Source organism: Nonomuraea africana, assembly GCF_014873535.1.
GTDB classification, from domain to species: Bacteria; Actinomycetota; Actinomycetes; order Streptosporangiales; family Streptosporangiaceae; genus Nonomuraea; species Nonomuraea africana.
On the sequence record NZ_JADBEF010000001.1, the window covers coordinates 1,375,789 to 1,394,030 of the forward strand.

The window sequence follows — 18,242 nt, forward strand, 5'->3', positions numbered from 1 at the left end:
GAGGAGATCCTCCAGTGCTGACCGCGCACCTCACCCTGGATCCCGCCTTCCGGGTGGCCCCCGTGCACCGCCGCACCTTCGGCACCTTCGTCGAGCACCTCGGCCGCTGCGTCTACACCGGGATCTACGAGCCCACGCATCCGACCGCCGACCAGAACGGCTTCCGCCAGGACGTCCTCGACCTGACCAGGCAGCTGGGAGCGACGAGCGTTCGCTACCCGGGCGGCAACTTCGTCTCCGGCTACCGGTGGGAGGACGGCACCGGCCCGCGCGAGCAGCGTCCCACCAGGCTCGACCTCGCCTGGCACTCCACCGAGACCAACGAGTTCGGCCTCGACGAGTTCATGGCCTGGTGCCGCAAGGCGGGCGTCGAGCCGATGATGGCCGTCAACCTCGGCACCAGGGGCATCGAGTCGGCCCTCGACCTGCTGGAGTACTGCAACATCGACTCGGGCACCCACCTGTCCGACCTGCGTGTCGCCAACGGCGCCAAGGAGCCGCACGCCGTCCGCATGTGGTGCCTGGGCAACGAGATGGACGGCCCCTGGCAGATCGGCCACAAGACCGCCAGGGAGTACGGCAGGCTCGCCGCCGAGACCGGCAGGGCGATGCGCGTGATCGACCCCGGACTCGAGCTCGTCGCCTGCGGCAGCTCCGCCTCCAGCATGCCGACCTTCGGCGCGTGGGAGGCGACCGTGCTGGAGGAGGCCTACGACGTGGTCGACTTCGTCTCCTGCCACGCCTACTACGAGGAGCACGACGGCGACCTGGCCAGTTTCCTCGCCTCGGCCACGGACATGGACCACTTCATCGACTCCGTGGTGGCCACCGCCGACAGCGTCGGAGCGCGGCTCAAGAGCAAGAAGAAGATCAACATCTCCTTCGACGAGTGGAACGTCTGGTACCTGTCGCGCTTCCAGAACGCCGAACCCATGACCGACTGGCCGGTCGCCCCTCCGCTGCTGGAGGACCACTACCACCTGGCCGACGCCGTCACGCTCGGCGGGCTGCTCATCTCGCTGCTGCGCCACAGCGACCGCGTCACCTCGGCCTGCCTGGCCCAGCTCGTCAACGTGATCGCCCCGATCATGACCGAGCCCGGCGGGCGCGCCTGGAAGCAGACCACCTTCCACCCCTTCGCCCAGGCCGCGGCCTTGGCCACAGGTGAGGTCCTGCGGGTGGAGTTGACCTCGCCGCGCCACGAGACCAGCAGGTTCGGCGAGGTCACCGCGCTCGACGCGGTCGCCACCCACGACGGCGACTTCACCACCGTCTTCGCGGTCAACCGCTCCGTGGACCGGCCGCTGACCCTCACCGCCGACGTGCGCTCCCTCGGTTCCGTACGGCTGGCGCAGGCCACCACCCTGTCGGGCCCCGACCCCTACGCCCGCAACACCGCCGACACCCCTGACGTGGTGGCCCCCCGCGCCAACCCCGACGCCCGGCTGGCGGACGGCAGGCTCGAGATCACGCTGCCCGCCGTCTCCTGGAACGTCATCCGCCTGGCCCGCTCGTAATCCTGCCCGGTCGCGTCCCGTCGAGGACGGCGTCGGCCCCGCTCCTGGTGCCGTCCTCGGCGAACCACCGCTCCTCCGCCGCGAACCACGCCAGCCACCGTGGCTCCAGCTCGGGCCCGTCGCGCTCCAGCACCCTGGCCATGCGCACCTGCCTCGGCGCCTCGATCCAGACCCTGAAGGCCACAAAGGGCGTACGGCGGGCGGTGCCGACACCTTCGATGACGAGCACGGGCGCCACCGGCACGCGCACCGGCTCGGCGTAGGCCCCGCGCACCCAGTCGTAGCGGCGGAAGGCGCCCGGCCGGCCCGCGGCGAGGGGGCGCAGCACCTGCTCCTCCAGCGCGGCGAACCACGGTCCTGGCCCCTCCTCCCACGGCACGGGGAAGTCGTCGCTGTGCACCACCTGCGCGCCGAGCGCCAGCCCCAGCCGCGCCGCGAACGTGGTCTTGCCGGAGCCGGCGGGCCCGTCGACCGCGACCACCCTGGTGCGGCCGCACGAGGGGGGCCGCTCCATGATGCGTTTCACCAGCTCGTCCACGCACCAGATCCTGCCACGGCGGAACGGGGACCTGACTGTCGAGCGCAGCCTCTCGCCTGAAAGGCTGGAAAGCCGTAGGCTCGGCGACCATCACAGGAGGTTGATCTTGCGCGGACCCCTCGGCGACATCGTCGTCCTCGACCTGTCCAGGGCCCTGGCCGGGCCGCACGCCGCCCAGATGCTCGGCGACCTCGGCGCCAAGGTGATCAAGGTCGAGCATCCGCGCGGTGGCGACGAGTCGCGCGGCTGGGGCCCGCCCTTCGTTGGCCCCGACCACGACATCTCCACCTACTTCCTGGCGGCCAACCGCAACAAGCAGTCCATCGCGATCGACCTGAAGTCCGACGAGGGCAGGCAGCTCGTCGAGCGGCTGGTGCGGCAGAGCGACGTCCTGATCGAGAACTTCCGCACCGGCGTGCTGGATCGCCTCGGCTTCTCCGTCGAGCGCCTGCACGAGCTCAACCCGCGCCTGGTGATCCTGTCCATCACCGGCTTCGGCCACGACGGGCCCGAGGGCGGCAGGCCGGGATACGACCAGATCGCCCAGGGCGAGGCCGGGCTCATGTCGCTGACCGGGCCGTCCAAGGACGAGCCGTACCGGGTGGGCGCCTCCATCGCCGACCTGCTGGCCGGCATCCACGGCGCCTACGGGGTGGTCGCCGCCCTCTACGCGCGTGAGCGCACCGGCAGGGGAGAGGTCGTGCGCACCTCCCTGCTGGCCGCCGTGACCGGGGTGCACTCCTACCACGGCACGGCGTGGACGGTCGGCGGCACGGTGCCGGTCGCGGGCGGCAACCACCACGCCTCCATCGCCCCCTACGGCGCCTTCCGGTGCGCCGACGGGATGCTGCAGATCGCCGCCGCCAACGACGGCCAGTGGCGCAAGGTGGCCGCGTTGCTGGACATCGACCCCGATGACGCGAAGTATGCGACCAACAGGGAGAGATTCGCGCACAGGGATGAGCTGATCGCGGAGATGGAGAAGGCGCTCGCCCGTCACGGCAGGGACAGCTGGCTGACCGCGCTCGCCGACCTGGGCGTGCCCGCGGGCGCCATCCGCACGCTGGATGAGGTGTACTCATGGGAGCAGACGCGTTCCCAGGGGCTGGTCGTGGAGGTGGAGCACCCCGTGCTCGGCCGGATCGAGCTGCCCGGCCCGCCCCTGCGGTTCGAGGGCGGCTCGGCGGTCGAGCACACCGCCCCTCCGGCCCTCGGACAGGACGGCGAGGTCGTGCTTTCGTGGTTGGCGGAACGGGAACGGTGACCCGCGCGTCAACATTGCAGCACTCGACAACAGCAGGGGAGCAGTGGTGAGCCGGCCGGATGCGCGCACTCTCATCGAGACGGTCCTCGACAAGGGGTCGTGGAAGTCATGGGACACGCCGCCCGCCGACCCCGCCACGCCCGGCTCCTCCTACGCCGACGAGCTGACCGCCGCGCGCGCCAAGACCGGGTTCGACGAGTCGGTGATCACCGGCGAGGGCTTCCTCGGCGGGCGCAGGGTGGCCATCGTGGCCTGCGAGTTCGCCTTCATGGCCGGCTCCATCGGGGTGGCCGCGGCCGAGCGGCTGGTGCTGGCGGTCGAGCGCGCCACCCGCGAACGGCTGCCGCTGCTGGCCTCACCCGCCTCGGGCGGCACCCGCATGCAGGAGGGCGCCCTCGCCTTCGCCCAGATGATCAAGATCACGGTGGCGGTGCAGCGGCATCGCGACGCGGGCCTGCCGTACATCGTCTACCTGCGCCACCCGACCACCGGCGGCGTGTTCGCCAGCTGGGGCTCGCTCGGCCACGTGACGGCGGCCGAGCCGGGCGCGCTGATCGGCTTCCTCGGGCCGAGGGTGTTCGAGTCGCTGCACGGCTACGCCTTCCCCGAGGGCGTCCAGGTGGCGGAGAACCTGTTCACGCACGGACTGGTCGACGCCGTGGTCTCCGCCGAGGACGCGAGGGACGTCGCGATCAGGGCGCTGACCGTGCTCGCCGCCGAGAAGGAGGGCCTGGTCACCGGGCCCGCGCCGGACGAGGCGCTGCGCCCGGTGGAGGCGTGGGAGGCCATCACCCGCTCGCGCCGCGACGACCGGCCCGGCATCAGGACCCTGCTCAAGCTCGCCGCCACCGACGTCACCCCGCTGAACGGCACCGGCGAGGGCGAGGCCGACCCCGGGCTGCTGCTCGCCCTGGCCAGGTTCGGCGCGGCGCCCGCGGTCGTGCTCGGCCAGGACCGGCGCAGGCAGCGCGCGATAGCGCCACTGGGCCCTGCCGGGTTGCGGGTGGCCAGGCGCGGCATGCGGCTGGCCGCCGAGCTGGGTCTCCCGCTCGTCACCGTGATCGACACGGCGGGGGCCGCGCTGTCGAAGGCAGCCGAGGAGGGCGGCCTGGCCGCCGAGATCGCCCGCTCGCTGGCCGACCTCGTCATGCTCGAGGCCCCGACGGTCTGCCTGCTGCTCGGCGAGGGCGCGGGCGGCGGCGCGCTGGCCCTGCTGCCGGCCGACAGGGTGCTGGCCGCCCAGCACGCCTGGCTGTCACCGCTGCCGCCGGAGGGGGCCTCGGCGATCCTCTACCGCAGTGTCGACTTCGCCCCCGAGATCGCCCAGGCGCAGGGGGTGCGCGCCACCGACCTGCGCCGCGACGGCATCGTGGACAGGGTCATCCCCGAGGAGCCCGACGCCGCCTACGAGCCGAGGGCCTTCTGCGAACGGGTGGCCAGGGCGCTGGAGTTCGAGATCATCGAGCTCCTGGCGACGCCGAAGGCGGACAGGTTGCCTGCCCGCCTCGCACGCTACCGCGATCTCGGGATCTAGTCGAGTCGCCAGAGCTCCTTACCGGCGGCGTCGTAGCCGATCACCAGATGACCACCCTCGATCTTCGTCGCCGGAGTGGAGAACAGCGTGAGACCGAGGCCCCACGGGTCGGGTGTGGTCGCCGCCGCGCTCAGCCGAGACCCGTCGTCGAAGACCATCTCGACCCGGGCCGTGCCCTTGATCGCGATGCCGGCGAAGACCTCATGGCCGTAGGTGTAGGTGGCGTCCTCGAAGTCACGCATTTCGACGGTGAACTGCTGTTCGCCCTGCCACATGATCAGGCAGTCGTCCTGGTAGGTGACGGTGACCCCACCCGCCAGCGTGGCGGCCGGGCCGACCGGAGGGGAGACCGAGCAGCCGGAGGGCGGCTCGCCGCCGATCGCCATGCCGAGTTCACCCTCGGCGTCGCGCAGGTCGAACGTCTCCGTACCGCCCGGGTAGGGGACGGTCCAGATCTTCAGCGGCGCGCCCGCAGGGGCGTGGATCGTCCCCTTGGCGCCGGACTTCTCCGCCCTCACCTGCGTGATACCGGTCCCTGCCACACCGATCGCCATCTTGCCGAGGTCGGGCAGGCGGCGGGCGTAGTGGGCGCCGACCGGCCGGAAGGCGTCGCAGGTGGTCTTCTTGCCGGGGAGCGAGCGGCACAGGCCGTCCCAGGTCCTGCCGTCGGCGAGCGTCACCTGGCTGAACCACACCTTCGCCTCGCCGATGGTGACGACCTCGCCGATCGGCGGGTGCGGGTCCCAGGCTGGCTTGTCGGCGGGGTGGTCCTCGCGCCACAGCTCCTTGCCGCCGGAGTCGTAGCCGACGAGGGTAAAGCCCTCCAGGTAGAGGTCGCCGGAGACGGCCTCCTCACCGGCGAACAGCCGTACGCCGAACTTCCACGGGTCCTGCTTGACCGCCGCCCTGAGCACCTTGCCGTCCTTGCGGACCAGCTCGACCTTCGCGGTGGCCGGGCGGGCGATGCCGAACCAGCGACCGCCGTTGACCTGCAGGTCGACGTCCATCGGCTTGCCGCCCATGTTGCGCAACAGCTCCTTGGCGCTGTGGTTCAGCCCCAGCTCGCGGCCGTCGAGGCTCCAGATGAGCGTCCTGTCGGGCGTCTTGTAAGGCCGCACGCTCAGCCCGGCGACCTTCGTCGCGTCGCCCGCGGGCTCGCCCTGCTCGGCCTCGGGCGGCATCGCGAAGGGTCTGGCGACCCGCGACAGGAGCCTGCCGTCGGTGGCGGTGAACTCGTAGGCGGTGACCTGGTCCGTGTCCGGGAAGACGACCGTCCAGATCTTGAAGGGCGCGCCGGAGGGCCGGTGGACGGCTCCGGCGACGCGCGTCCCCTTCTTGGTCACCGCCGTCACCGTGGCGACGTCCAGGCGTGCGCCGCCGTAGTCGAGCACGCTTTCGCGCGGAGGGACGGACTGCGTCGTCCCCTCGAACCAGCCGACGCTCTTCATCGCCTGGGCCCCGACGTCGCCGCCGCAAACGGTGTGGGGGGCGTCGCCCGCGTACTGCACGGCCCGGCAGAAGACGAGCAGGCCCTTATGGTCGGTGGCGTACCACAGCCGCATCGGCCGGTTCTCGGCCGGGTTGTCGATGACCAGTGCCTGGCCCACCGGCGTCGGCTTCGGCGGCGAAGCCGTGACCGTCTGCCTGTCCAGGCCCCCGTTGAGCAGGACGGGCACGAGCACGGCCACCAGGGCGACCGGCAGGGCCGCCAGGATGACGGGCCACGCCCACCGGCGGCGTCCGGCCCGCTGCTGGACCTTCGTCCACGCCGTCGGGCTCGCCTCGTACGTCGCGGCGCGGGCGTCGAGCGCGGCGCGCAGCCGCTCTTCCAGGTCGTTCACAGCTTCCCCCTCAGCGCCGCCAGGCCGCGGCTGGCGTGCGTCTTCACCGAGCCCGGCGTCACGCCCATGGCCTCGGCGATCTCACGTTCGGACAGGTCGAGCCAGTAGCGCAGGATCAGCGCCTCGCGCTGGCGGCGCGGCAGCGCGTCGAGGGCGGCCAGCAGCTCGCGGTGCTCCTCGGCGACCAGGACGGCGTGCTCGCTGCTGCGGGCGTGCTCGGGTGGGTCGGGACGGCGCAGCCGCACGATGCGCAGGTGCCGCAGCCGGTTACGGGTCAGGTTGCAGACGGTCGAGCGCAGGTAGCCGAGGGCGGCGCCCTCGTCGCGCAGGCGCCGGGTGTGCAGCCTGGCGAACGCCTCCTGGGCGATGTCCTCGGGGTCGTCCGCGCCCAGGAGCCCCGCCAGCCGGACGAGCGACTGGTAATGGGCGGCGAACAGCTCCGCGTGGCCCGGCGGCGCGGGCGCCATGGTGGGTGTTTCCATCACACCTCAGAGACCCTTGAGCGGGCGGCGGGTTGACGGGGCGGCGAAAGTTCTTTCGCTAGGTGACGGGCAGGCGCTCGACCCTGATCGAGAAGACCTCCTCGCGCGGCACGACGACCTCGTAGGCGCCGTGGTCGACCATCCAGTAACCGAGCGCCTCGGCCTTCATGCCGCTGTGGCCGGTGTAGGCGATGTGCAGGCCGTCGTCGTCCTCGTCGAGGATGACGCACGGCTCGCCGCCGAAGGCGCCGACGGTGCGCACCAGCACGAGCCACTCGAGATCGGAGCGATCGACGGTGCGCCGCCAGTAGCCGGAGACGGCCTCGAAGCCCTCGAGCTCCTCCTCGCTGAACAGCACGACCTCGTCGCTGTCGGGCCCGATCGCGGCCGGATGGGTGCGTCCCCTGTGGCGGGCGACGAACCCCGAGGCCACGGGAACGATCTCGTCGCTCATGCGGCGGGCCGCCAGGTGAGCCCGTCGTAGACGGCGAAGGGCCGCTCGCCCTCGCCGCTCACGTGTACGATCTCGGCCCCCGCGGGAATCGGCATCGGCGCGGTGTGGAACTGGGGCACCACGTGCTCGCGCGAGGTGGTGAACCCGTTGCCGGCGAACGGCGGCGCGTCGCTCCAGTCGCCCCCCATATGCGGCCCGTACGGCACCGCGTAGGTGTCGACGTCACGCGCGTACCACCGCATCACGTACAGCTCGGGCACGTCCGCACTCAGCTCCGATCCCTCGAACGACAGGTCGAGCCCCAGGAACAGGGTCCGCGGCGTGGTCAGCCGCGCGCAGTCCTGTACCCGGTAGACGTAGCCGGAGATGACCGTGCGCTTGCCCGACAGGTAGGGCACGAGCAGCCGAGGCGGCACCACCTTCTGCATCTGCGTCCTACGCTCGTTCACGACACCACTTTACGATCTCTTGGCCTACAGCACTCTGTGTTCGAGGCAGGGCAGGGCCGTGCGAGCCGAAGCGGTCACCTCGGGATCGATCTCGACCACCTGCACCGCGGGTCCGCTACCCAGGTCGGCGCGGACCACGCCCAGCGGATCGACCAGCATGCTGCGTCCGATGCCGAATCCGTCGCCCGACTCGGCGGGGTTGGGCGCCTGGCCGACGGCGGCGGTCCACATCGTGTTCTCCAGCGCCCTGGCCCGCACCAGCGTGATCCAGTGGTCCTCCTTGAGCGGGCCCGAGCCCCAGGCGGCGATCACCGCGAAGAGCTCCGCGCCCCTGTCGACCAGCGCCCTGGCCAGCTCGGGGAAGCGGATGTCGTAGCAGGTGAGCAGCCCGATCCTGAGCCCGGCCAGCTCGACCACGGCGGGCTCGGAGCCGGGGGCGACCAGCTCGGACTCGCGGAAGCCGAAGGAGTCGAACAGGTGGATCTTCCGGTAGGCGGCCACCAGAGAGCCCGAGGCGTCGATCGCCACGGTGGTGTTGTGCACCCGATCCTCGGCGGGCTCGAACACCCCGGCGAGCACCGCGACGCCGTGCTCGCGGGCCGCGTCGGCCAAGCCGGTGACGAAGGGTCCGTCGAGCGGCTCGGCCAGCTCTCCGACGCGCCTGCCGAACCTGGTCAGGGTCGCCTCAGGAAAGATCGCGAGGTCGGCGCCCCCGGCCCTGGCGAGGGCCTCCCTGGCCCGCTTGAGGTTGGCGGCCGGGTCGGGGGAGACGGGCAGCTGGCACAGGGCGATTCTCGTCACGTCTCCGAGACTATGCCCGCATGGAACCGGGCGGCCAGATCACCCGCACCGGCTTGCCCGCCCGCCTGGCCATCGCGACGACGTCGGCCGTGCCGCCGGGCCCCGCGGGCGGCTCGCCGTCCCAGACGGCCACCAGCTCGTCGGCCGCCTCCAGCATCGCCCTGGCGGCGGCGAGATAGGCCGGCTCGCCCGCGTCGTCGAAGGGCAGCTCGACGACGTGGCTGGCCTTGCCGAGCAGCATGTCGTAGGAGTGGCGGGCCTCAGCGGGCAGGCTGTCCCTGTAGCGGTGGGCGGGCAGGACCGCGCGCAGCTCGCCGCCCGCCGCGATGGTCGCGGCCGCGAAGATCTGGTCGGCGCCCTCGGCCAGACAGGAGAGCCCGACCAGCCCGGGTCCCGCGCCGGACAGCTCCTCCCGCAGCGCCCTGCTGACCAGCTCCACGGTGTGCGGGGTCAGCTCGCGGTGACCGGTCACGGCGATCCTCGTCATCGGGTGCGCACCACCTGGAAGCCGGCGATGGCCAGGATGTCGGGCAGGTTCCTGACCGTGTCGCGGTCCTTTTCCTTCGCCGTCGCCGACAACGTCGCCCAATCTCCTATGTCGGGATGTGTCCTCCTCGCATCATCCCTCAGGGGCCCATTCGTCCAGCCACGGGCCAGCATCATCCGCACCCACCGCACGTGCTCCATCTCGGCGAGGATCTCGATCTCCTCCCCGGTGAAGGCGAAGCCGAGGTCGGGGTCGACCCGAGGGCCGAGGGCGCAACCGACCTCCTTGAGCTTCCTGCCGATGTCCTCGGCCAGCAGCCGGTTCGACTCCTTCTTGTCCTCCTCCAGCTCCTCCCACGGCACCAGCGAGGCGTTCAGGGACCGCCTGCCGCCCCTGCTCGCCTGGTCGGCGAGGTAGTGCGTGTGCGCGGCCATGGCCAGGGTCTCCACCAGGTCCTCGGCGATCAGCCCGGGATCGGCGGCGGCGTCGGTGACGGGGAAGACCCTGAGCGCGCCGTCGAGGCCCTCCAGCAGGCCGGCGTCGAAGGCCGCGGCGTGGTCGACGCGGACGACCAGTGACCCGGGCCCGCCGCCCCACAGCCGCAGCGAGGTCAGCGCCGTCTTCAGCGCGAGGTCCTGGTCGGGATAGCAGACATAGACCCGGCGCCAAGGCCCGCCCCGCAGCGCGTCGGGCAGGCTCACCTGCTCGGGCTCCAGATCGGCGGTGGTCAGCTCGCAGGCCTTCAGCAGCAGGTCGTGCCTGGTGGACAGGGTGGCGACGGCGCTCGTCGCGTCCGCGTCGACGACTGTGACGGGCAGCGGACCGGCCGTGGGCGCCCGCAGGCGCCACTGCCTGGCCAGCTCCAGCAGCAGTGTCCTGCCGAACGCCCCGAGACCGATGATCATCACGGGGGCCGGCTCGTCGAGCGGGTCGTTCTTCAGCAGCACCCTGGCCGCCAGCGCGTCGGGGTTGAAGAAGTCGAGATGCAGCCCGGTGGGGCGGGTCAGGCCCAGCCGCCTGGCACGCAGCGCCGCGCACATGTCGGGATCGGAGATGAGCCCGTAGGCCGCCAGCGGGCGGGCCCTGGGCCGCGGCAGGGCGTGCGCGGCCAGCGCGATCGCGGTGTTGGTCGCGCTGTCGGCCTCGCAGGCGTACAGGACCGCGGCGCGTTCGATGCCCGCGGCGCGCAGCACGGCGGCGTCCCTGGGGTCGCCGACGACGTGCAGGACGCCCATGTCGGCACTGGGCGCAGCGGCGATCTGCACCACGCCGCGGCCCGCCGTACGCAGGCGCTGGGTCAGCACGCCCGCGATCGGGCCGGTGCCGCAGATCACCGCGTGCCCGCGCGAACGGCGGGCGCGCAGGCGCCTGATCTCGGTGGAGAACAGCAGCAGGAGACCGGCGACGAGGGCGTAGATGGTCGCCGCCGGCGCGGTGAAGCGGGCCACCTCGAGCGCCCATCCCAGCGGCTCGTGGTCGACGTCGAACGGCGCGGGATCGAGGACGAACAGCTGTAACGAGTAGTAGACGAGGTCGAACACCGAGGAGCCGGGCCCGAGGAAGGCGGCGAACCCGGTGAACCCGAGCACGAACGAGGCGACCACCAGCACGGCGAACGACAGCCGTAGCGTCACAGTGTCTCCCGACCTTGGACAGTTTTCCCGCTTCCCGTGTATCCGCAGGCGCGGGCGCCGTCAACGGTCAGGACCGGACGAGCCTGTTCCCCACCGGCTTCCACCAGGTGAGCATCCGCCACACCCATTCGAGCGGGCCGTACCTGAACCGCGACAACCACCACCAGCTGAACAGCGCCTGCGCCAGCAGCGTCACTCCGGTCACCGCCAGCACCGGCCAGCGCATCGGGCCGGTCAGCACGATGACCACCGTGCCGGCGACGTAGTTGGTCAGCGCCATCCTGCCCATCGGCTCCAGCCAGCGCGGCCGCAGGAACAGGATCGCCGTGGAGTACGCCGCCGCGCCCGCCAGCCCCGCGACCACGTAGATCCACCACTGGTCCATGATCGGATAGACCCAGGTGAGCACCGCCGAGACGGCCGCCGACACCGCGAACCCCGGCAGCAGCCAGCGACGGCCGGGCCGCAGCTCCATCAGCGCCATGCCGATCAGGAAGAGCCCAGGGATGAGCAGGATGCCGCCGCCCATCCAGGTCGCCCACCCGAGCGCCGCCATGCCGAGCACCAGGATCGGCCACCCGGCCGACAGGAACGAGGCGGGCAGCAGCACGCCGAGCCCGAACAGCGCGTAGTCGGTCAGCACCTCGCCCTCGTACCAGGTGTGCTGGACCAGCCCGAACAGCAGCAGCCACAGCAGCCTGCGCAGCAGCACCCACCGCGAGGAGCCGCGCAGCACCAGCACGAAGCTGATGCCGAACAGCAACGAGAAGATCGGGTAGAAGCGGCCCTGGAAGAAGGTGTCGATCCACCACTCGCCCTTGGGCCCCTGGTGGTGCTGCCAGGTGTTGACCAGCATGATCCCGCACACCGCGAAGCCGCGGAGCGCGTCGAGCTCTCTGATGCGCGTCACAGGAACCAGGACCACCACCATACGAGGAACCCCGCCGCGACGACCGTGGCCAGGATGTTGGGGATTGTACGGGCGCGCGCGAAGGCCGCCGCGGTGAGAACCGCGGAGCCCACCGCGACCCACCCGTACGGCTCCAGCACCCGTGGCACGCCGACGGCCAGCGCGGTCTCGTTCACCTTCATCATCCCCCACACCGCGTCGGCGGCCAGACCGGTGAACGCCAGGCCCGTCAGTCCCGCGAAGGCGGTCAGCGCCCGGCCCCTGACGGCGCCGCCGGCCAGCTGGGCCAGGCTCGCCAGCACGAACAGCGCCAGCGGCGCGGCCAGCCACGGGGCGGTCATCGCCTGGTAGGGGGCGCCGGTGACGTGCAGGTCGCCCGGCCGTACCGGGGGGAGGCCGCGCCGGGAGGGGTCGCAGGGCTGAGTCCACCCCTCGGGGTCGGCCAGGAAGGCGGCGATGGTGCGGGCGCCGCACCGGTTCGAGAGGAACACCGCGTGGCCCACACCGGCGAACTCCACGAAGCGGGCGCCGGGCAGCCGTTCCGCGGCGGGCCTGGCGGTCCTGGGCGGCGTGGTCGGGTCGTACTGGCCGCCCAGCACCAGCACGGGCGCCTTCGTGGTGGCCTTTGTGGGTGTGGAGACGGGCAGCTGCCACGCCGCGCATACCGCTTTATCGGCGTTCACAGTGAAGAGTCGCGATTTTTCGGGGAATGTGGCTTCGTCCTGGCACTGGACGGCGTGGTAGAGCCCGAACTCGTGGGAGGTCAGGCCCGGGCCGGTCTGGTCGGCGAGCGGGCGCAGCAGCTCGTCGTGCCCCTCGGCGAGCGCGTCGACCAGCGCGGGAGCCGCGGCGATCACGCTCGCGTCGTGCAGCCCCTCGGCCAGCACCGTCGCCACGTCGTCGCCGGTCAGCCTGGCGGTGAACGTCCTGCCGGTCAGCGGGTCGGTGGTCGGCACCTCGGCGGGGTCGGTGTTGAGCCGCCTGACCATCGCCTCGAACCTGTCGCCGATCCCCAGCGCGGTCACCGTGTCGCTCAGGTTGCGGTCGGCGTCGCCGTACCAGGAGACCTCCTGCGGCAGGAACGAGTCGAGCACCAGCGCGCGGGTGCCACCGGGATCGGCGGCGGCCGCGTCCACCATGACTCTCGTGGAGTAGCTGACCCCGAACAGGTTCCACGTGCGGTAGCCGAGTGCCTTCCGCAGGTCCACGACGTCGGCGGCGATCTCCTTGGTGGTGTACCCGCGCAGGTCGACACCCGCCTGCTGATGGCGCTCGCGGCAGTCGCGCGCGCCCTCGGCCACGTCGGCGGCGGGGGCGCGCAGCCGGTCGAGCATCGCCGCCACGGTCTCGGGGCAGCCGAGGGTGGGCTTGGAGAACCTGCTGCCGCGCTGTTCGAGGGCCACGACGTCACGGTCGGGGAAGAGCGCCGCCAGGTAGCCGGTGAGCTGGATGGAGGCCGAGCCTGGCCCGCCGCTCATGTACACCACAGGGTCGCCCGCGGGGTCCTTCGACCGGTGGACGGCGTAGCCCACCCTGACGGTCTTCCTCGGCTCGTCGCGCCGCTCGGGCACCACCAGGAAGCCGCACCTGGTTCCTTCGGGCACCTCGACCGGGCACGCCCTGCTCTCCAGCGGCGGCGGAGCCACCGTCAAGGGGGCGGACACGAGGGCGAGGGCGAGGGCGACCCGGGTGATCACCTCTCGAGACTAATAGTGTGGGCCCGTGAGCGATCCCCTTGTTTCCCGAATGCGACAGTTCGGCACCACCATCTTCGCCGAGATGAGCGCGCTGGCCGTACGGACCGGATCGATCAATCTCGGGCAGGGCTTCCCTGACACCGACGGTCCCGCCTCGATGCTCGACCGCGCGGTGGAGGCGATCAGGTCGGGCGTCAACCAGTACCCGCCGGGGCCCGGCCTGCCGCAGCTGCGGCAGGCGGTGTCCGAGCACAGGAGCGGGCACTACGGGCTGTCCTACGATCCCGACGGTGAGGTGCTGGTCACCGTGGGGGCGACCGAGGCGATCGCGGCGGCCGTGCTCGCCCTGTGCGACCAGGGCGACGAGGTGATCGCCTTCGAGCCCTACTACGACTCCTACGCCGCCTCCATCGCGCTGGCGGGGGCCAGGCTCGCCGCGGTCACGCTGCGCCCCGTGGAAGGCCGCTTCACCTTCGACCCCGACGAGCTGCGCGCCGCCGTCACGCCGCGGACCAGGGCGATCCTCGTCAACTCCCCGCACAACCCGACGGGCACCGTCTTCACCGCCGAGGAGCTGGCGGTCATCGCCGAGCTGTGCAAGGAGCGCGGCCTGATCGCGATCACCGACGAGGTGTACGAGCACCTCACCTTCGACGGCGTCGCGCACGTCCCGCTCGCCACGCTGCCGGGCATGCGCGAGCGGACCGTGATGATCTCCTCGGCGGGCAAGACGTTCTCCGTCACGGGGTGGAAGACCGGCTGGGTGTGCGCGCCGCCCGAGCTGACGCGGGCGGTGCAGACCGTCAAGCAGTTCCTGACCTTCACCGCGGGCGGGCCGTGGCAGCTGGCCGTCGCCCATGGCCTTCGCGAGGAGCTGGCCTGGGTGGCCGAGCTGCGCGCGGCGCTGCAGAGCAAGCGCGACCGGCTCATGAGCGGGCTGTCGGGGGCGGGCTTCGAGGTGCTGAAGCCGTCGGGCACCTATTTCGTGCAGACCGACATCAGGCCGCTGGGCTTCACCGACGGGCTCGAGCTGACCAGGCGGCTGCCCGAGCTGGCCGGGGTGGTGGCGATCCCGACCCAGGTCTTCTACGACCACCCCGAGCGGGGGCGGCACTTCGTCAGGTTCGCCTTCTGCAAGAAGGACGAGGTCATCGACGAGGCGGTGACCAGGCTCAAGCGGCTCGGCTGAGCCCGGCGCACCGGCGGGCTCAGGAGACCACCTTCACCGGCAGCTTCCGCTGCCTGATGGCCCCGCGGACGGCCTTGGCCAGCTGCGCGTACTCGGTCGCCCGCGCCGAGCTCGCCCGGTAGGCCAGGCCGATCGTCCGCCCGGGGGCGGGATGGGCGAAACGGCGCAGCGCCAGCCGTACCCTCTTGCCCTTCTCCACCGGCACCGCCGACTCGGGCAGCAGGGTCACCCCCAGCCCGCCCGCCACCAGCTGCACCAGCGTCGGCAGGCTGGTGGCGTAGGTGGTCGCGGTGGCCCGCGCGCCCACCTCCCTGCACACGTCGATCGCCTGCTCGCGCAGGCAGTGGCCCTGGTTCAGCAGCACGATGTCGAGCCCCTTCAGCGCGCCCCTGCTCAGCGGCCCGTCGTCGGCGGCCAGGGGATGCCCCTCGGGCAGCGCCAGCAGGAAGTCCTCGTCGTACAGCGGCTCCTCCACCAGCCCGCTCGTCTCGGTCGGCAGCGCCAGCAGCACCAGGTCGAGCCGGCCCTCGCGGACCTCCTCCACGATCGTCTCGGTCTTGGCCTCGTGCACGGTCAGCTTCAGGTGCGGGAAGCGCCTGGCGAACATCGGCAGCAGCGCGGGCAGCACGTACGGCGCGACCGTCGGGATCACCCCGAGGTGCGCGGGCCCGCTGAACGGCTCGCGGTTGCGCGCCACCTCCCCGATGAGGTCGTCGACCGCGGCGAGCACGCGGGTGGCGTGCACGGCCACCCGCTCGCCCGCGGGCGTCAGCAGCACCCTGCGGGTGGTCCGCTCGAGCAGCTGGGTGTCGAGGATCTCCTCCAGCGCCGAGACCGACGCCGACAGCGCCGGCTGGCTCATCCGGAGCTGGGTGGCCGCTTCCCTGAAGTGGAGATGGTCGGCTACAGCGAGGAATGCGCGCAGCTGGGCCAGGGTGGGAGCGGGCTCACTGATAGGAAACACCTCTCAGATTGGTCCGACTGCTCGATTTCTCGGATCAATGCTAGGTGAGGCACTCTGGTGGCCTGACAACGACGTCTTCCCAAGGAGATATTCACGTGCTCACCGTTGGTGACAAGTTCCCCGAGTACGAGCTCACCGCCTGTGTCGACCTCGACCCGGACAAGGCGTTCGCGGAGATCAACCACAAGTCCTACGAGGGCAAGTGGCGCGTGGTGTTCTTCTGGCCGAAGGACTTCACGTTCGTCTGTCCCACCGAGATCGCCGAGTTCGGCCGTCTCAACGACGACTTCGCCGACCGTGACGCCCAGGTCCTGGGTGTCTCCGTCGACTCCGAGTACGTCCACCACGCCTGGCGCAAGGACCACGAGGACCTGCGCGACCTGCCGTTCCCGATGCTGAGCGACATCAAGCGCGAGCTGTCGTCCGAGCTCGGCGTCCTCGGCGAGGACGGCGTCGCCCAGCGCGCCACCTTCATCGTGGACCCCAACAACGAGATCCAGTTCGCGATGGTCACCGCCGGCTCGGTCGGCCGCAACGTCAAGGAGGTCCTGCGGGTCCTCGACGCGCTGCAGTCCGACGAGCTGTGCCCCTGCAACTGGAACAAGGGCGAGAAGGGCCTCGACGCGAAGGCGCTGCTGGGCGCATGAGCGTTGACAACCTGAAGGCGGCGCTGCCCGACTACGCCAAGGACACCAAGCTCAACCTGGGCTCGGTCACGACGACGTCGTCGCTGACCGACCAGCAGCTGTGGGGCGCGGCGCTGGCGTGCGCGATGGCCACCAGGTCGCCGCGGGTCATCGCCGAGATCGCCGACGAGGCCGCCGGGAACCTGTCGGACGAGGCGCTCAAGGCCGCCAAGGCGGCCGCCTCGATCATGGCGATGAACAACGTGTACTACCGGGCCACGCACCTCATCGGCGACGAGCAGTACAGCACGATGCCGGCCAGGCTGCGCATGACCGTCATCGGCAACCCCGGCGTCGACAAGGTCGACTTCGAGCTGTGGTGCCTCGCGGTCTCCGCGGTCAACGGCTGCGGCCGCTGCCTGGAGTCGCACGAGCAGGTGCTGCGCGGCGCGGGCATGCCGCGCGAGCAGATCCAGGAGGCGCTGCGGATCGCCGCGGTGATCAACGCGACGGCCGCGACCCTCGAGGCCGAGGCCGCCCTCGTGACGGTCTGACCTCCATCCGGCGGGACGACGGGGCGCTCCTTCGCGGGAGAGAGCGCCCCTTTTCGCGTCCCCGGAGGGCCGCGAGTGGGAGGATCCAGGTGTGGAAGAGGTACGGCTGCGCGACAGGCACGCCACCAGGCAGCGCATCATGGCGGCGGCCAGGGACCTGTTCGCCGAGCACGGCTACGACCAGGTGACGATGCGCATCATCGCGGCGCGGGCGGAGGCGAACCTCTCCCTGATCAACCGCTACTTCGGCAGCAAGCGGGAGCTGTTCGCCGAGGTCATCGCCCAGCAGGGCCGCTTTCCCGGCGTGCTCGACGAGGCGGGCGGCGACCTGCCGAGAGCGCTGGCCGAGTACGTCGCCGACCGGCTGACCTCGCCGGGCGACAGTGTGCTGGTGGCCACTTTGGCGCGTTCCGCGCCGAGCGCGGAGATCCAGGAGATCCTCCGCGAGCGCATCCGCACCGCGATACTGGAGCCCCTGCGCGAGCGCCTGCCCGGCGACGACGCCGAGCTGCGCGCCGCCCTCGCCACCGCGCTGATCATGGGCAGCGCCCAGCTCCGCAGGGTCTTCGGCCCGGCCGGCGAATGGCGGCGAGAGGCGGTCGTCGAGCGTCTCACCCAGGTCTTCCGCGCCTGCCTCTGCTGACCTACTCCAGGAACTCCTGGACAGCCGCCCAGAACTCCTCGGGCGCGTCCCCGTGGATCAGGTGCCCCACGGGGATCGTGACCAGCTTCGCGCCGGGGATCAGGTCGGCCAGCGGTTCGGCGATGACGTGGCTGGACGGCCCGCCCGCCAGCACCAGCGTGGGAGCCGTGACGCGCTTCAGGCCCTCGGCCCACGCGGGGTCGGGGTCGACGATCTGGCGCTCGGTCTCGACCATCATGGGGGTGTCGTCCTGCAGCGGCGGCCGCGCGTGCGGCACCGGCGCGGGCGGATCCTCCAGCACCAGCAGCGAGACCCGCTCGGGATGGTTCATGGCCAGGTGGTAGGCGACCACGCCGCCGAGCGAGTGGCCGATCAGGACGGCCTGCTCCACGCCGAGCGCGCCGAGCAGGGCCACGATGTCCTCGGCCATGTCCGGCAGCGCGTAGTGCGCGGGGCGCGCGCTGGCGCCGTGGCCGCGTAGATCGGGGGCGATCACGTGGAAGCGGGCGGCGAAGCGGCGGGTGAACAGGTTCCAGTGGTTGTGGTCGGCGGTGCGCCCGTGCAGCAGGACCAGCGCGGGGGCCGCAGGGTCACCCTCCTCCCTGAAGGAGAGATCGATGCCGTTGACGTGTGCGGTGCGAATCACACAGGCACGCTA

The 18,242-nt window shown here is 71.7% G+C and carries 19 protein-coding genes; 7 read left to right on the plus strand and 12 right to left on the minus strand.

What is annotated here, in order from left to right:
- Positions 1 to 14: 14 nt before the first annotated feature.
- Positions 15 to 1,517 (plus strand): arabinosylfuranosidase ArfA, encoded by a 1,503-nt coding sequence (gene arfA, locus H4W81_RS06255; RefSeq protein WP_192773896.1) that lies wholly within the window; start codon positions 15 to 17, stop codon positions 1,515 to 1,517.
- Here the strand turns inward: arfA and H4W81_RS06260 are convergent.
- Positions 1,495 to 2,055 carry a uridine kinase family protein gene (locus H4W81_RS06260; RefSeq protein ID WP_318781555.1) on the minus strand — a complete coding sequence of 187 codons (561 nt, stop codon included), beginning with the start codon at positions 2,053 to 2,055 and terminating at the stop codon, positions 1,495 to 1,497. The genes arfA and H4W81_RS06260 overlap by 23 nt on opposite strands.
- Before the next feature lie 106 nt (positions 2,056 to 2,161).
- On the opposite strand from H4W81_RS06260, the gene H4W81_RS06265 reads away from it, so the two are divergent.
- Together H4W81_RS06265 and H4W81_RS06270 are read left to right on the plus strand one after the other, a co-directional pair.
- Positions 2,162 to 3,319: a CaiB/BaiF CoA transferase family protein gene (locus H4W81_RS06265; RefSeq protein WP_192773897.1), complete on the plus strand. Its 1,158-nt coding sequence runs from the start codon at positions 2,162 to 2,164 to the stop codon at positions 3,317 to 3,319.
- A 43-nt stretch (positions 3,320 to 3,362) separates the two neighbouring features.
- Positions 3,363 to 4,853, plus strand: a complete 1,491-nt coding sequence (locus tag H4W81_RS06270) for a carboxyl transferase domain-containing protein (RefSeq protein ID WP_318781556.1) — start codon at positions 3,363 to 3,365, stop codon at positions 4,851 to 4,853.
- Here H4W81_RS06270 and H4W81_RS06275 read toward each other — a convergent pair.
- The 9 genes from H4W81_RS06275 to H4W81_RS06315 all read right to left on the minus strand — a co-directional run bounded on the left by H4W81_RS06275 (position 4,850) and on the right by H4W81_RS06315 (position 13,608).
- The gene (locus H4W81_RS06275) at positions 4,850 to 6,694 is read right to left on the minus strand and encodes a hypothetical protein (protein ID WP_192773899.1); all 1,845 of its coding nucleotides are present in this window, start codon (positions 6,692 to 6,694) and stop codon (positions 4,850 to 4,852) included. The genes H4W81_RS06270 and H4W81_RS06275 overlap by 4 nt on opposite strands.
- Complete coding sequence (locus H4W81_RS06280; RefSeq protein ID WP_192773900.1) at positions 6,691 to 7,176, minus strand: RNA polymerase sigma factor; 486 nt, start codon at positions 7,174 to 7,176, stop codon at positions 6,691 to 6,693. The genes H4W81_RS06275 and H4W81_RS06280 overlap by 4 nt, the downstream gene beginning before the upstream one ends.
- Before the next feature lie 58 nt (positions 7,177 to 7,234).
- Positions 7,235 to 7,630, minus strand: coding sequence for a hypothetical protein (locus H4W81_RS06285; protein WP_192773901.1), 396 nt, complete (start codon positions 7,628 to 7,630; stop codon positions 7,235 to 7,237).
- A complete protein-coding gene (locus H4W81_RS06290) occupies positions 7,627 to 8,079 on the minus strand; it encodes a hypothetical protein (protein WP_318781557.1) in 453 nt (150 codons plus the stop codon). The genes H4W81_RS06285 and H4W81_RS06290 overlap by 4 nt, the downstream gene beginning before the upstream one ends.
- A gap of 24 nt (positions 8,080 to 8,103) precedes the next feature.
- Positions 8,104 to 8,880 carry a carbon-nitrogen hydrolase family protein gene (locus H4W81_RS06295; RefSeq protein ID WP_192773902.1) on the minus strand — a complete coding sequence of 259 codons (777 nt, stop codon included), beginning with the start codon at positions 8,878 to 8,880 and terminating at the stop codon, positions 8,104 to 8,106.
- A gap of 10 nt (positions 8,881 to 8,890) precedes the next feature.
- A complete protein-coding gene (locus tag H4W81_RS06300) occupies positions 8,891 to 9,367 on the minus strand; it encodes a hypothetical protein (RefSeq protein WP_192773903.1) in 477 nt (158 codons plus the stop codon).
- Positions 9,364 to 11,001, minus strand: coding sequence for a RyR domain-containing protein (locus H4W81_RS06305; RefSeq protein ID WP_192773904.1), 1,638 nt, complete (start codon positions 10,999 to 11,001; stop codon positions 9,364 to 9,366). The genes H4W81_RS06300 and H4W81_RS06305 overlap by 4 nt, the downstream gene beginning before the upstream one ends.
- A gap of 67 nt (positions 11,002 to 11,068) precedes the next feature.
- Entirely contained in the window at positions 11,069 to 11,911 is an 843-nt protein-coding gene (locus H4W81_RS49170; protein WP_318781558.1) for a DUF418 domain-containing protein, read from the minus strand.
- The gene (locus H4W81_RS06315) at positions 11,908 to 13,608 is read right to left on the minus strand and encodes an alpha/beta fold hydrolase (RefSeq protein WP_192773906.1); all 1,701 of its coding nucleotides are present in this window, start codon (positions 13,606 to 13,608) and stop codon (positions 11,908 to 11,910) included. The genes H4W81_RS49170 and H4W81_RS06315 overlap by 4 nt, the downstream gene beginning before the upstream one ends.
- 25 nt (positions 13,609 to 13,633) lie before the next feature.
- Between H4W81_RS06315 and H4W81_RS06320 the strand changes: the two genes are divergently transcribed.
- Entirely contained in the window at positions 13,634 to 14,797 is a 1,164-nt protein-coding gene (locus tag H4W81_RS06320; protein ID WP_192773907.1) for a pyridoxal phosphate-dependent aminotransferase, read from the plus strand.
- A 19-nt stretch (positions 14,798 to 14,816) separates the two neighbouring features.
- On the opposite strand, the gene H4W81_RS06325 is transcribed toward H4W81_RS06320, so the two are convergent.
- Entirely contained in the window at positions 14,817 to 15,761 is a 945-nt protein-coding gene (locus tag H4W81_RS06325; protein ID WP_192773908.1) for a LysR substrate-binding domain-containing protein, read from the minus strand.
- Between the two features lie 95 nt (positions 15,762 to 15,856).
- Here H4W81_RS06325 and H4W81_RS06330 point away from each other — a divergent pair, with 95 nt between their 5' ends.
- From H4W81_RS06330 to H4W81_RS06340, 3 genes are all read left to right on the plus strand, one after another.
- Positions 15,857 to 16,408, plus strand: a complete 552-nt coding sequence (locus H4W81_RS06330) for a peroxiredoxin (protein ID WP_318781559.1) — start codon at positions 15,857 to 15,859, stop codon at positions 16,406 to 16,408.
- On the plus strand, positions 16,405 to 16,941 hold the full coding sequence (ahpD, locus tag H4W81_RS06335; protein ID WP_192773909.1) for an alkylhydroperoxidase, AhpD family: 537 nt from the start codon (positions 16,405 to 16,407) through the stop codon (positions 16,939 to 16,941). Before H4W81_RS06330 ends, ahpD begins: the two co-directional genes overlap by 4 nt.
- Positions 16,942 to 17,032: 91 nt before the next feature.
- On the plus strand, positions 17,033 to 17,584 hold the full coding sequence (locus tag H4W81_RS06340) for a TetR/AcrR family transcriptional regulator (protein ID WP_192773910.1): 552 nt from the start codon (positions 17,033 to 17,035) through the stop codon (positions 17,582 to 17,584).
- Position 17,585: 1 nt separating this feature from the next.
- Here the strand turns inward: H4W81_RS06340 and H4W81_RS06345 are convergent, their stop codons facing one another.
- Complete coding sequence (locus H4W81_RS06345; RefSeq protein ID WP_318781560.1) at positions 17,586 to 18,230, minus strand: alpha/beta fold hydrolase; 645 nt, start codon at positions 18,228 to 18,230, stop codon at positions 17,586 to 17,588.
- Positions 18,231 to 18,242: the final 12 nt, after the last annotated feature.

What these genes read in the sequence shown, in the direction of transcription:
- H4W81_RS06285 (WP_192773901.1), bottom strand. Translation starts at nt 7,630, where the DNA reads ATGAGCGACGAGATCGTTCCCGTGGCCTCGGGGTTCGTCGCCCGCCAC.
- H4W81_RS06300 (WP_192773903.1), bottom strand. Translation starts at nt 9,367, where the DNA reads ATGACGAGGATCGCCGTGACCGGTCACCGCGAGCTGACCCCGCACACC.
- H4W81_RS06280 (WP_192773900.1), bottom strand. Translation starts at nt 7,176, where the DNA reads ATGGAAACACCCACCATGGCGCCCGCGCCGCCGGGCCACGCGGAGCTG.
- ahpD (WP_192773909.1), top strand. Translation starts at nt 16,405, where the DNA reads ATGAGCGTTGACAACCTGAAGGCGGCGCTGCCCGACTACGCCAAGGAC.